Below are 13,798 nucleotides of genomic sequence, written 5' to 3'. Positions count from 1 at the left end.
CAACCTCCGTTTCTGCAAAATTAAGTTGTGCAACACAATTAGGATGACCGGAGACCCGCAAAGCTATGCTGAAAGGATTTGGAACTTCGCGACGCCCGATTATCGTTGAAACTGCCTTTCGTCCACACCGTCCCGGACAGGATGCGTAAAATAACATGATAACTAATGATCGGGGGGAGAACTTTTGAAGCTTTTGTTCACTTTTTTTGTGCCGGGCGGGGGAGTCGAAACACTGAACCGACTAAGATGCTTAGAACTGCGCAAGTACGGAATCGAAGGACATCTTCTTTTCTTGAACAAGGGATCAGGCCAAACCAACTTTGGTTCGATTCCCGTTTACACTACCCCATACGAAGAAGACCTGCTTCAGCTCATACAAATTCACAAATACGATGCGGTCATTGTAACATCGGATTTCACAATGCCGGAAAAACTCAGAAGATTGAGTTTTGGAGGTCCGATTGTCTTTGAAACGCAAGGCTTCGGCATTCGCGAGGAGGCAATCCGCCTGCTATCTGAAGGAAGCGCCCAATTGCAGGCGCATTGTACCGCAGCGGTTATGCCGCCAACTTCACATCTTATTGAATTGATGCTTGGGCTGGTTCCAGAATTGCCCCGCTTCGTATTCCAGAACCCGCTCGATACTTCGGCTTTCACTTATATTCCTGGAAATAGACCTCCCAAGCCCGTTGTCGCGTGGGTCGGTCGGCTTGAAAACAACAAAAACTGGAAGCTGTTTCTGGAGATCGGGTATTGGATGGTCAAGCATCGCCCGCAGGTGGAGTTATGGATGTTTGTTGATTATGAATTGAGCGCAGAAGCTGAAAAAAACGAGTTTTGGCTGTGGGTTAACCACCTAGGAATCCAAGACCAAATAAAACTGCTTCCCAACGTGCCGCACTTCCAAATGCCTGCTTACTATTCACTTATCGGAGATTCGGGCGGATTGCTCCTCTCCACGTCTTATTTGGAAGGTTACGGTTATGCTGTTGCAGAAGCTATAGCATGCCGTTGTCCCGTGCTCAGCACCGACTCCGACGGAGTTCGTAACTTCATTATCCATAATCAGACCGGCAAGTTCTTTCCGCAAGGCGATGTCAATCAAGGCGTGGCCGAAGCAATGAATTTAATGGACGATCAAGTGCTGCGCGAACACATTCGCACAGGCGGAGTGAACTATGTAACCGACCTGATGGCTCCGGAAAAATACGCCCTCTCTTTCCGCAATATGATGAACGCTCTCGGAGTTTACTAATTAATAGAATAAAAAACAAAGCCGTTCCCCGTGTCAACTCGCGGAGGAACGGCTTTTTATTAGGATATAAATCTCATAGGACAGACGTTGAAAATATCAGACAACCCAAGCATTTTCTCATAGCAGTCATAGATTATATTAAGCCATCTGGAAGGCCAAGTACGAAAGGAGTTGTTTGTAAAATGGCTATTCAATTTCTGGATTTAAGATTGTCAAATCAAAATCCCACCGATGCTCCACCACTACCTGTTCCTCCTACCGCAACCCCGGCGCTGATCGGCGACATCGGTATTCAAACCGCCGGCGTTCTTCCCGGCAATGAAGGCGATGTACGGGTGCTGCTTGCCGGCCATGTCACAATTAACACAGGAGTAGTAGAAGCTGCCGAGACGATTACCTTTACTGTGCTCAGAAACGGCGTGCCGATCTTCACTACGGACTTTATCGTTCAGATCAATGCCTTAACAGACTCCGAACTGGCAGATATCACCGCTACCGACACCCCCCCTGCAGCAGACGTACTCGCAGGCGAGATTAACTACACGCTTACCGTTTCTTCGACAGCGGCTGTCTCCTTGGCCACGCTCGGCGCCAGAAACTTCAGCGGCGTAGCGGCTGCCGGAACGACAACATCCTAATCTCAGGAAAACCCCTCCTTCTCTCAAGATGTATAAATGACATCAGAGGGGAAGACAAGACAAAATGGTTGAGCAGATCCAACACGCTACTCAACCATTTTTTTCGCATTTCCACCTCCAATTTCAAGGGAAGGAGCTATCTTTCATGCGAGTTTATCTGCATCCGACTAGATAAACTGCCGCAGAATATCCCGGTATCTGGCGAAGGTATAAGCAGATTCTGCCTCTATCGCCTCGCGGAACCGCAAGGTCCCCATCCCTTCATGCCAGCGGTATCCAGTTAGCGATTCGTTCAGATAAAGAAAGCGGAAGCCGTTCACCAGTATACGCATCCACAGATCAAGATCCTGCGTATACAGAAGCGCTTCGTCGAACAGACCGATTGCTCCTAACAGGTCTTTGCGGATCATGACCGTGCAGCCGTTAATCGGGTTGCCCTGCAGCAGGATGCGGTACAAGTCTTTTTCGCTCGCCAATTCCGCGCCTGCATTGTATTGAACGACTTGACCCTGGGCATTGATATAATTGAAATTGGTAAAAGAAACGAGCGAATTGTGTTCCTGCATGAACAATACCTGGTTGTTGATTTTGTCGGGATAAAACACATCGTCAGAGCTTAGCCAGGCGATATAATCACCCGAAGCGTGGCGGATGCCGTGATTCAGCGCACTGCCGGTGCCGCCGTTGCTTTTGCCGAGATAATGGATATAGGGACGGTAGGGATTGATCGCTTCCGCATGCATGGTCGATCCGTCGTCCACTACGATGATCTCCGTATTGCCGTAAGATTGGTTCAGTGCGCTTTCCACCGCATTCGCAATATAAGGACAGTTGTAAAAAGGAATGACAATCGTCACTCTGGGCGTCATGACACCACCACCTCCTGGTTTCGGAAATAAGACAATATATCTGCTGCGGAAGCTTTAAGCGAATAGCTCGGACTCCAGCCCCATCCGGACAACCCGGTCGGAAGGGTTTCGGCGGTTTCTCTGGCTGGCAAGGGCGGCGTGGGCTCTCCGGCTTTGCCGTCAGCGCTTGTCAGGGAGTCCTTCACAGGGTCTGCAAGTCGTTCTGAACGCTCTCCCGCTCCCCATTGCAGGGGAACGGGACATTTTGCGAGATTCAGCATAACGGTGGCAGAATGTTCGAGCGTCGTCTCCCTGCCGGAACAGACGGGATACTTCTCACCGGCGCGGCCATACGCAAGCAGCCATGCGTAAGCTGAAACCGCGTCGCGCACATCGAGGAAATCCCTCCTTTCCTCGCGGGAAGAGATCCGGAAAGGCGCGGGATTTTCTCCCCGTTCCACAGCCACGATATACCGTCCGAGCAGCGAGCAGAATCCTGTCGACGGGCCCGGACCAATCAGATTGCCGGGCTCCGCGAGCAAGATCGATTGCCCGAAAAGAGCATGCCAGGAAAGAGCGGAAAGATGCTCGATTGTCTTGCTCAGGCTATACGGATGCGGCGGTGCCGGATGATCGTCCGGCTGAAAGCTCAGTCGCGAGCCCGCGATCAGGATGACGGTATTTTTGAATTCGCGCAGCGCGTCAAGAAGGTATATCGCGGCAAGCGCATTGCTCTCGATATACTGAACAGGCTCCCGCCAGGATTCCGGAACCGAGTTTTTCCCCGCAAGATGCAGGACGAACTCCGGAGCCAAATGGCGAACAAGCTCTATCACACCTTCGCGGTCCAGCAGGTCGCATTCGACATAGTTCACGCCCTGAATCCGGTTATCCGGCATCACCGGGGAACGAACCATTCCCGTGACCCGCATCCCCAATCCGCTGAAATAGCGGCAGGCATGCTGTCCAGTGAAACCGTTCGCACCCGTGATGAGAATCGAATGATTTCTCAGACGTGATTCGTCCATGCATACATCTCCTCCAGCATGATATGGTAATCGGGAACCTGATAATCCAGGTCCTGCCGCGTGCTGACCAGTGTCCGATCCGAAACCGGTTCTTCCACGGGTATAAGCTCCATATCGCGCTTCTTCCATATATCCCCGATAAGTTTCAGCAGGTCGTACTTGCTGACCGATTCGGGATGGACAAGATGAAAGAGGCCTGACAACGGCGATTCAAGCAAGTAATCGACTGCTTTAGCAAGTTCAAGAGTCGTCACCCCGTTCCAGCGGACGTTTAAATATCCGGGAACAACACCCCGTTGACGAAAAAACCAGTGCATAAGCCCGATGCCGTCCTTACGGATTTCGGGCCCTATAATCGACGTCCGGATCGTGATATGCCCCTCTTCCCGAACCTCACCGAGCGCTTTGGACAAAGCGTATACAGACGTTCCGTCGGTGGGGTCGTCTTCCTTGTATCCCCCTTTTGTCCCCTCAAAAACGCAATCCGTGCTGATGTGTACGAGCCGGGCCGAAACCTCGTCTGCCTTTTTGCGCAACATGTGCGGAAGGAGCCCGTTCACATGGTAGGCATTAATGATATCCGCCGCTGCGAATTGATTAAGGACGCCCACCGCATTGATGATCACCTGCGGCCGTACCATTTCAATCAGCTTCCCGACCGCATGCATATCCGTCACGTCGACGACGAGGCCTTTGGGGTCGTACGCATTCCGAGTTGTATAAAACACCGTGAATCGCCCTTGCCGGGTAAAATAATCCACCAGCATATGCCCCGCCATACCGTTTCCGCCGAGGATAAGCAGCTTCATTGCAGAAAACCTCCTCGAATCAGAATGTCCTTGATCTCCTTCTGGCTCATAAGGTTAGTCTCGGAGCTGAAGCTGTTAAAGGAAACCGGGGTGTACTGGCTGTAATGCGATTTCAGTTCAGGCATATCCAGCGTAGGTAAAATTACCAAATACTGCTCGTCATACACCACAGTCGTCTGGCTTTCGAAATCACTCATCAGGATTTCGTGGATTTTTTCTCCAGGACGGATGCCTGCCTCAACAATACTCACATGTTCCTTCCCGGACGCCTTAATCAGCACCTCGGCCAGATCGACAATTTTGCAGGTCGGCATCGTCATCACGAAGATTTCTCCGCCTACGCTGACTTCTGAAGCTTTGAACAGCAGTGTAATCGCGTCACGCAGCGTCAGAAAGAAGCGGGTCATTTTCATATCCGTAATGCGTACCTGGCCTTTATCTTTAATCTGCTTCATGAACAAATGGACCACGCTGCCGTTCGTTCCGAGCACATTGCCACCGCGTACGGTAACAAAGCGGGTATTCGAGCCAAGAAGATTTGCGTATACGATAAGCTTTTCGCCGATGGCCTTGGTCATGCCGTAAAAGTTGGATGGATTGGCCGCTTTATCGGTAGAGATATAGATGACCTTATGAACATTGCTTGCGATAGCCGCTTCGATAACGTTCTGCGTGCCGACAACATTCGTCTTTAGCGCCTCATAAGGCTGGTCCTCGCAGACAGGCACATGCTTCAATGCGGCCAGATGGAACACATAATCTACACCCCGGCAGGCCGCAGTTAAAGCGTCTTTGTCGCGGATATCCCCGATGATGAAGCTGAGACGGGCGTCCTCGAATTCGCGGCTCATTGCCACCTGGGCAGACTCGCTGCGCGAGAATATGATGATTTCCTTCGGGCTTTGCGGCAGAAGCTGCCTGATCAGTTCATGCCCCCAGGAACCGGTGCCGCCTGTGACCAGAATCCGTTGATTATTAAACATGCAGGTTCCCTCCAAGCAGAAATTTAACTACTTTTAACGAGACATCCGGAACCAAATAGCCTTCAGGCGCCTCCCACTCCCGGTCTAATGCCGTCATCAGCTTCACGCAGCGCACAATGCTATCACTATTCACGCCGGACACTACATTGCTGCCGCAATCTACCGTCTCCGGCCGTTCGGTCGTTCTGCGGATCGTTACAGTCGGCACGCCCAAAAGGCAGCATTCCTCCTGAACCGTACCGCTGTCCGTTATGGCGCAGTAGGCATGCTGTTCCAAAGCTACAAAGTCAAAAAATCCGAAAGGCTCATGAAATTCAACAAGCGGGTTCATTTGCAGGGAGAGTTGCTCCGTAAGCTTGGAGCGTGTGCGGGGATGAATGCTGCAGATCAAGCGGATTGCGAAATGTTCAGCGACAGCGTTCAGGCCGGACATAATTTGCATAAGAGACTGTGGATCATCCACATTCTCAGCCCGGTGGGCGGTGACGAGAAAATATTGGCCAGGTGTCAGCTTCAGCCGGTCCAGAATATCGCTGGCCTGTATTTGAGGCTCATAATGAGTCATGACCTCATGGATGGGATTGCCCGTCAGAATAATACGGGGGCCGGGAAAGCCTTCACTGAGCAGATGCCTTTTGCTTTGCTGGGTATAAGGCATATTAATTGTAGAGACGGCATCTATGACCCTGCGGTTTTTCTCCTCCGGTACCTTCAGATCGTAGCAGCGGTTGCCCGCCTCCATATGGATGACCGGAATGCCCATACGCTCACCAAGAATAGCGCATAGGGCACTGTTCGTATCTCCAAGGAGCAGGATTCGATCCGGTTCTTCTTTTTGCAGAATGATCTCCAGTCCACTGAACATGGCTGCAAGCTGGCCGCCCAGTCCTGACTGCTTCTCCTGCAGCACGTAATCCGGAGCCCGCAGCCCCAGTTCGGCAAAGAAAATGCCACTGAGACTGGCGGTAAAGTTCTGCCCCGTATGCACCAGCACATGCCGGGATGCATGCTGATCGAGAAGCGGGATGATCACACTCAAACGGATGATTTCAGGCCGTGTGCCCAAAATCGTCATGATCTTCATGGGTTCACTCCCCTGCCTTATTTTTGGATTGTGGGCTATAGACCTTAAGCAGCTTTGCGGCGGTTACGGCGCCGCGCGGCTCGGCGCTTGCCGCTGCGGTGCCCGGCTGAACGCCGCCGGGCAGAGCGTTCGCGCCGCCCCCGCCCTATGCGGCGCGGCTTCGCGACCGGGCGGGGGCGCCGGCGCGCCCGGGTCTTGGCGCGGCTCAGCCTGCCGCGCCGGAGCTTGCCGCGCCGGAGCTTGGCGCGCCGGAGCTTGCCGCGCCGGAGCCTGCCGCGCCGGAGCCGGGCGCGGCTGCCCGCGCGGCGCGGCGCGGCCTCTGCGGCGGGGCCAGGCGCTTCCGCCGCAGGCGGCTCAGCCGCAAGCAGAGCGGCGGAGCGCTCCGCCTGCGCTGCCGCGTAGCGGAGGTTCCACATCTCCGCGAGCCCCTGCAGGCGGGCGCGGTAAGCGGCCGGCCCGTATACGGCGTCCACGCGCTCACGCGCTTGACTGCCGACCGCTGCCGCCATCCCCGGCGCCGCCAGCAGAGTGCAAACCGCTTCCGCCAGCTCGGCGATATTCTCCGCTGGAACGAGATAGTTGCCGCAGCCAGCGGTATGAAGAATTTCCAGCAGTCCGCCGGAATCGTAGGCAACTACGGGCTTGCCGAAGGCCAGCCCCTCCAGAGCTGTCATTCCGAAGCCCTCACGAATCAGGCTTGGAACCACCAGCAAATCAAGTGCGCAATAAGCGGCTGGAATACACTCCTCATAACCAACAAACCGAAAACGGGAGGTTAGTCCCTCCAGCTTCACTTTACGCACGCATCGTTCATAGTAGCTCTTGTCACCCGGAATACCTACAACGAGAAATTGACTGTCAGGGTATCTGGCTGTGACCAGCACGGCCATGTTCACAAAATGCTCCAGGCCCTTTTCCTTGTTAATAAAGGAAGAGACATAACCTATGAGCGGCTTCTCCGGTGCAATACGCAGCTCCCGCCTCCGCTCGCCCCGCAGCTTGCTCCAAGCCTCGGGCATCATCTCCGCAGGATTCCATGATGGAGGAAGCAGAGTCAGCTTCCCTTCCCGGATGTCCTCCGGGAAGGGGGCAGCCGCTGTATGCGATATGGCAAGAATCTCGTCGCTATAACGGTGGATCAAGCCCACGCTGATGGATGTGAATTCATTGTCCGTGATCGCCTCTGATATTTTCCAAATCACCGGAATACCAAGCGACTTCGCGGCCATCGCCGGCAGTACATGAACGCAGGTGCTCGTAATGATAAGTGCCGGGTTAAGGGTTCTCAGCCATAGCGTTAACTCCTTATACTCCATGCTTTCCTGCAGTACCCGGGCATCTGCCTCAAGTCCTGCATACGGGGTATACATACCGTACAAAAGCGAAATTGACAGCAGTTTAACTTCGATGCCGTAGCTCCGGGCCTGCCGTGTCAGCTTTCCCTCATGGGGAGCAACAAGCAGACAGTTAAAGTATAGGGAAAGCTCCCGGCCGAAGAAGAGCAACAGCTTCTCGGCGCCAGTAATACTGCGTGTATTGGATACATGGGAAAAGAGGACAATAGTAGCTTTGTCAGCCATGGCTTCTTGGCGCTCCCAATAAGGGTTCGGAGCAGCCATTCACCTCCCTAAAAGTTTTGCGAAGCAAAACTGACTTCGTAAGCATGTGCTTAAGTTTTGCGAAGCTTTCTTCGTAAGCATGTGCTTAAGTTGCGCGAAGCTTTCCTGAAAGCATGTGCATTCCGGTACTACAGTATATTGCACAGGGAAAGCATGCCGGAACGACACCTGTCCCCCCGGTATTCGCACATATCACTGCGGTCCAAAGATAATAGTCAACAGCTGATTCAGGCGTTTAGGGTACGTATGGTCCTTTAGCGTACGCTCGAGGGCGCGCAGGGCAATAGCCCGGCGTTCCTCCTCATGGGTCAAATAGAAGCGAATTTTGTCCATCATTTCCTGCGGGTTGCTGAACGTTTCAATTTCTTCACCAGGTGTATAAAAGCGGGCCATATCCTCTCTAACGTCGCTTAACTGAAGCGTGCCGCTGGCAGCAATCTCGAAGGTGCGCGGATTGGGCGAAGCTGCAGTAATTAATAGTGTGTTATTGTTAGCAACCTCATCCATATGGGAGCGATGCAGATTGATGACTATTTTGGATCCGCTGTAGGTTACAGCTGTCTCTTGCGGAGACATCCATTTGCCGATCTCGATTCGTTCCCCGTAAAGCGGCGCCTCAGGCAAACGGTCCCACCAGATCCCGTTAATTACGGTATTGAATTGCATCAGCTCCGGCATAATAGGCCGGAAAAAGTTTACCCTGTTCCAGTAAGCCGAGCCGATAAAGCTGATATCCCGGGTCACGGGCGAACGCGCTGTCGTTGGACGGTAGTGATCCCGATGAGCGGCAAAGGGTAAATAATGCACCTCGGCGCAGCCCATTCCCCGGTAGAAATCAATGCAATTACGCTCAAGGGTGAATACATAATCATAGTGGGCGACGATTTTCATCGTAAAATCGGTATAGTACGGGTCATCCGTGAGCCAGATCGCTGTCCGTATGCCGGACCCCCGGAGTACGGCAATCTGTTCAAGAGGCAAATCCATTCCATCCAGAACAAGCACCAAATCCGGGCGTTTACCTGCGGCGAGCTCCACCAGATTTTGACGGACATCCGTTATCGTAACTTCCGCAGTTAAGCTCTGCAGGGAGGAGAGAACGGCATCGTCCAGGGGAGAATAGGGGTAACCCTTTCCCGATGCTACATACATGACATGAATATTCCTTACAGGAATCGGTTCCTCCGGACGGCCATTAAGAACGGCAAGTCTCCCTCTAAGGTAGCCCTCATCGTACCCGCCCTTGAAGCCGGTCAATCTGCCTCTCAGCTTTTCTTCCTCCGCAACCGTCAGCGGGAACGGGGGAACTGGCAATATAAATTCATTATTCATGGGTTGTCGCTCCTTCTGTACGAGGCTGTATTTCAAACACGTTTGGCAATAACATCGAGCAGCTGTGGCAGACGGGCAGTAAATGTATGGTTCTTAAGCGTTGTATGCAGCCCTCTCAAGGCAAAAAGCCGGCGTTCCTTCTCATGCTTCAGATAATATTCGATCTTGAACTTAAGTTCCTCGGCTGACCCGAAGGTATCCAGGTCATAACCTGGCCGGTAAAAGTTGCCCAGATCCTCCCGTACATCTGTAAGCTGCATAGTACCGCAGGCACTGATCTCATAGGTGCGGGGATTAATGGAGCGCGAAGGCAGCTGGAACGAATTCCGGTTATCTTGCCCGGCCTCCCACGGGCGGTGAATATTGATTACAAGCTTAGCTCCGCTGTAGTAGTTGGCCGTTTCCTCCGGAGGAATGAAGCCGCTGCTAATAAAAGGAGACATCTTGTCGTAAGTGGTCAATCTTTCCCAAAAGCCCCCTGCAATCAGTGTCTTCTTAAGACTGAGAAAGGGCGCAAGCCGGTCAAAAAGCTCTGTCCGGTTAAAAAAGGCGTTGCCGATAAACACAATGTCGTGTTGGTACTGCGGTCCGGTCCGGCGCGGATAGAACATCTGCGGATTCACACACAGCGGCAGGTAATGAACCGAACCAACACCAAGAGAGCGGTAGAATTCCAGACATCCCATTTCGTGTGTGAACACATGATCGTAATGCTTGCAAATGACCGAGGTATCCTCCGAAAAATAAGGATCATCGACAAACCAGATTGCGGTCGGGATACCCATACTGCGTATTTCCGAGATTTGATCTAAATGGTTTTCGGGAAACACGTGGAGTCCATTCATAACGAGTACTGCCCCGGGCAGCTCCCGCGCGGCGGTTTCCAGCATGGCCTCCGGAGTGCTTAGAATTAGTTCACTGACCAGCTGACTCAGCGCCTCCGTTACACCGGTGTCGATAGCCTCAAAGCCTTGAGGTACATACATTAGCTTAAATGGCCTGCATGGTTCTACCTTCTCAGGATTTAGCTTCCGCACAGCTTCGCACATTCCGAGACGGTATCCTTCCTGATAGCCATTGCGGTATTCCCGCTTACGGTCTCTCTTCATTTTTAATTTCACGTCCTTCACTTTGCCCTGTCATATTCTCAAGACAGTATAACTATATGCGGAGTCAGCACCCGCCTCATGGACATCTGTCTGTGGGAGGGCGAAAATTGGCACATGCCCCCTGTCTTTCGCCCGATGCGGCAGCTGCCGCTATCAAGTTTATGAACTAAAGCTGTTATAATCGGAAGATCATCTATCCATTCGGACAGGCGGCTGCTTGCCGCTTGTTCTTAGCGACCGGGAGGGAGGAAGACATGAATAACGCCAAGCTGTACCTGCGCCATGCAGAACTGCTCCGGGAGAAAGTTGCTTCATTCCATTGTTATCCGTTCGATCTGCCTGCTGTGCGGACACTGGAACGCCTTGTTTTTCAAAAGCAGGTTACCTTTTTGGTAGGGGAGAACGGCACAGGAAAATCAACTCTGCTGGAAGGCATCGCTGCCGCATGGGGCTTTAACCCCGAGGGCGGGACGCTTAACTTTTCCTTTAATACCCGCCCCTCTCATTCCAGTCTCTACGAGTTCTTTAGAATAGCCAGGGGGGTTACACGCCCGAAAGACGGCTTTTTCCTGCGAGCGGAGAGCTTTTACAATGTGGCATCCTATATTGATCAATTGGATGAAGGGGGCGGCGGGCCACCCATTAAAAACTCCTACGGCGGCAAGTCCCTGCATGAGCAATCCCACGGTGAATCCTTTTTCGCTGCGTTCGTTCACCGCTTCGGCGGGCGTGGTCTTTACATCCTCGATGAGCCGGAGGCGGCTCTATCCCCTCTGCGGCAAATGTCGCTGCTTGTGCGCATGCATGAGCTGGTGCAGCAGAATTCTCAGTTTATTATCGCTACCCACTCGCCTATCCTGATGTCCTATCCTGAAGCGGATATTTTTCTGCTGGAGGGTGAGGGAATCCGCCGGGTTGCCCTGGAAGAGACCGAGCATTACACGGTCACGAAAGCATTTATGAATGACAGGAAAGGCATGCTGAAACAGTTATTGGACTAGGAATATACTGATCAAGTTGACCTCCCCGCTCTCTCTTGAAAATGACCGCTAATCCCTGCGGGAGCACTTGAACTAATGGCGCTCCTGCTGGGGAACATACAAGATTACACCCTAAACCCTAAACCTTAAAAACCTTAAACCCTAAACCCTAAACCTTCGTGTTCCACGTTTTGGCCCCTGAAGGGACGACGGGCTCACGCCGTCTGCGGTAAGGAATAAAAGAATTAAGAAAAATTGATAACTGCCCCCTGCGTCAGGCCTTAATTGCACAACGTGCAATTATTTGCCTAACGGAGTGACAAATTAACATTTAACTGTATTGCGTACAATTAAATCTGAGGAATAGGCTTAAAACACTATATAGACTCATTTTTAGCTGTACGAAGTGCAGTTATATGCACCAAAGGGAGCAGAATGAAGCAGATAATTGCACGAAATACAATTAGCAGCATCGAACCTCAACTAACTGCCTGAATCCGTGCGTTTGCAGCATTGACAGCTGCGCTCTATGACTCACTCATGAGGATGGATTAGCTGCTACTTCTGCCCCAATGTCTGCAGCGCACCAAGCTCAAAAAATAGAAAAGCAGCAAATCTCGATTATTGAGATTTGCTGCTTTTCATTTCCAATCCTTTGCACTTCATGAAACTGCTAAATTGTTCCCTATATCCTGCGTTTTCCAATTCCAGCAGCCAGCTTATGGACTACCCACCCGAACATGACAACCGCCATCATATCGAAGCAGACATTGAACATGAACAGATGCTTGCCGATATCCGCCCTTCCGTCGCCGAGAATCGGGATCAGAAACGAAAAAATCCCGATCAGCCCCAGCAGCATCAGCAGTTCTCCGGCAACTCTTTCCCGGATATTCCTGCTGCGGAAATACTGAAACCATGCTCCGGCAAAATACAGGACATAAAAAATAGAGAGAAATCCTAGCGTATGCGGTATGTGTTTGTTCTTGAACTGGCTCCAAGTACTGTACGTATAGGATAAGGCACCCTTGGTTTTATTCTCTGCCTTCTCATAGTTTCCGAGATAATATGGACGAATCGACATGCTGTTGGCAGCCGCATACTTCATATTGTTTATCAGCCGGCCCGGATTTTTCATATAAAAGAACAACACATCCTTATGCGATACGCGATCATAGAAATCAGGCACAAGTGAAGGATCATTCTGTTTAATCGCTGTATCCTGCTGAAAATAATTCGTCCCCGCCAGAACCTCCAGCCGTTCCGGCAGTCCAAGCTGCTGCAAATCCCCTCTCACATCGGGTGATTCATTCAGAATTCCGTAGAACACCGTCTGATACAGGTTAATGTGCTTCAGATCCTTGGGAGCCGTAACATAAAGAATGACGGAGATAAGGAACATAGCAGCTGAGAACCCTAGCGCCACCTTCCTCCAGTTCCCTTGACCCTTCAGGGCGGCAAACCGCAGAAAAATCAGGGCAAAGGCGATTCCTACAGGCGCATTCTGGATTTTGGAGCTGGTGAGAAAGAGCACTGCTATGAAGAACCACGTCAGCCCCTTCACGGTGGGGTTCTCCTGACCCGTTAGCCGCAATCCAAGCGCGAAGGTCAACAGCATAAACACCATGGATACCGGCTCGCCAAAAAGAGAGTTGAAGTAGGCCAGATAGCCGATATCGTAGAAAACAAACAATAGACTTCCTCCAAGCAGCAGTCCCGTTAGATAGGAGCCGCGGGCATGAGTCTTCACTAGCAGCCACGTAGCCGCCAGCAGCAAAACAACATATACCGCGCCCAGTAAACGGATATCAAAGTAACTGCCATGGAACAAGCCCCCGACCAGTCTAGGGAGAAGCACAAGAAAGATTTGGCTGGAGGGATAGAAGCCTCTGAATAAATTCTCATACGCAAACCGGGAATGGCTGAAGCCAAAGAAGCGGTCGGCATAGGACTCGGCTGCATCGTAGTAATTCAGCCCGATCGTATTCATCATCCGCAGGAAATCCCCGTTATCAGCGACTCCGATGAACGTCGGGGAGAACAGGAGAAAAACGGCAAGAGCGAACCCCGCCAGCACAGTAATATTTTCCGGCCTAAACAGTTTTTTCATAAA

General features: G+C 51.9%; 12 protein-coding genes. 3 read left to right on the top strand and 9 right to left on the bottom strand.

The genetic code is table 11. The features are described from left to right. Positions 1-184 precede the first annotated feature (184 nt). Positions 185-1,255 carry a glycosyltransferase family 4 protein gene (locus PaeBR_RS07300; protein WP_410514189.1) on the top strand — a complete coding sequence of 357 codons (1,071 nt, stop codon included), beginning with the start codon at positions 185-187 and terminating at the stop codon, positions 1,253-1,255. A 182-nt stretch (positions 1,256-1,437) separates the two neighbouring features. Continuing rightward, complete coding sequence (locus PaeBR_RS07295; protein ID WP_410514188.1) at positions 1,438-1,893, top strand: hypothetical protein; 456 nt, start codon at positions 1,438-1,440, stop codon at positions 1,891-1,893. Between the two features lie 167 nt (positions 1,894-2,060). Here PaeBR_RS07295 and PaeBR_RS07290 read toward each other — a convergent pair whose 3' ends face one another. The 8 genes from PaeBR_RS07290 to PaeBR_RS07255 all read right to left on the bottom strand — a co-directional run bounded on the left by PaeBR_RS07290 (position 2,061) and on the right by PaeBR_RS07255 (position 10,705). Next, positions 2,061-2,762 carry a glycosyltransferase family 2 protein gene (locus PaeBR_RS07290; protein WP_410514187.1) on the bottom strand — a complete coding sequence of 234 codons (702 nt, stop codon included), beginning with the start codon at positions 2,760-2,762 and terminating at the stop codon, positions 2,061-2,063. Next, complete coding sequence (locus tag PaeBR_RS07285) at positions 2,759-3,769, bottom strand: NAD-dependent epimerase/dehydratase family protein (RefSeq protein WP_410514186.1); 1,011 nt, start codon at positions 3,767-3,769, stop codon at positions 2,759-2,761. The genes PaeBR_RS07290 and PaeBR_RS07285 overlap by 4 nt, the downstream gene beginning before the upstream one ends. Next, the gene (locus tag PaeBR_RS07280) at positions 3,751-4,578 is read right to left on the bottom strand and encodes an SDR family oxidoreductase (RefSeq protein ID WP_410514185.1); all 828 of its coding nucleotides are present in this window, start codon (positions 4,576-4,578) and stop codon (positions 3,751-3,753) included. Before PaeBR_RS07280 ends, PaeBR_RS07285 begins: the two co-directional genes overlap by 19 nt. Further along, positions 4,575-5,561 carry a polysaccharide biosynthesis protein gene (locus PaeBR_RS07275; protein WP_410514184.1) on the bottom strand — a complete coding sequence of 329 codons (987 nt, stop codon included), beginning with the start codon at positions 5,559-5,561 and terminating at the stop codon, positions 4,575-4,577. Before PaeBR_RS07275 ends, PaeBR_RS07280 begins: the two co-directional genes overlap by 4 nt. Further along, on the bottom strand, positions 5,554-6,645 hold the full coding sequence (wecB, locus tag PaeBR_RS07270) for a non-hydrolyzing UDP-N-acetylglucosamine 2-epimerase (protein WP_410514183.1): 1,092 nt from the start codon (positions 6,643-6,645) through the stop codon (positions 5,554-5,556). Before wecB ends, PaeBR_RS07275 begins: the two co-directional genes overlap by 8 nt. Positions 6,646-6,689: 44 nt before the next feature. Further along, the gene (locus PaeBR_RS07265) at positions 6,690-8,264 is read right to left on the bottom strand and encodes a glycosyltransferase family 4 protein (RefSeq protein WP_410514182.1); all 1,575 of its coding nucleotides are present in this window, start codon (positions 8,262-8,264) and stop codon (positions 6,690-6,692) included. A gap of 192 nt (positions 8,265-8,456) precedes the next feature. Then, positions 8,457-9,596 carry a glycosyltransferase gene (locus PaeBR_RS07260; RefSeq protein ID WP_410514181.1) on the bottom strand — a complete coding sequence of 380 codons (1,140 nt, stop codon included), beginning with the start codon at positions 9,594-9,596 and terminating at the stop codon, positions 8,457-8,459. Positions 9,597-9,628: 32 nt separating this feature from the next. Beyond that, entirely contained in the window at positions 9,629-10,705 is a 1,077-nt protein-coding gene (locus PaeBR_RS07255) for a DUF3880 domain-containing protein (RefSeq protein ID WP_410514180.1), read from the bottom strand. A gap of 254 nt (positions 10,706-10,959) precedes the next feature. Between PaeBR_RS07255 and PaeBR_RS07250 the strand changes: the two genes are divergently transcribed. Then, entirely contained in the window at positions 10,960-11,706 is a 747-nt protein-coding gene (locus tag PaeBR_RS07250) for an AAA family ATPase (protein ID WP_410514179.1), read from the top strand. Between the two features lie 664 nt (positions 11,707-12,370). Here PaeBR_RS07250 and PaeBR_RS07245 read toward each other — a convergent pair. Continuing rightward, positions 12,371-13,795 (bottom strand): hypothetical protein, encoded by a 1,425-nt coding sequence (locus PaeBR_RS07245; protein WP_410514178.1) that lies wholly within the window; start codon positions 13,793-13,795, stop codon positions 12,371-12,373. Between the last annotated feature and the right edge of the window lie 3 nt (positions 13,796-13,798).

This window comes from Paenibacillus sp. BR2-3 (genome assembly GCF_046529485.1).
In the GTDB taxonomy this organism is placed as follows: Bacteria; Bacillota; Bacilli; order Paenibacillales; family Paenibacillaceae; genus Paenibacillus_AQ.
The sequence above is the reverse complement of the archived record's forward strand: the minus strand, read 5'-3'. Positions and strand labels throughout refer to the sequence as shown.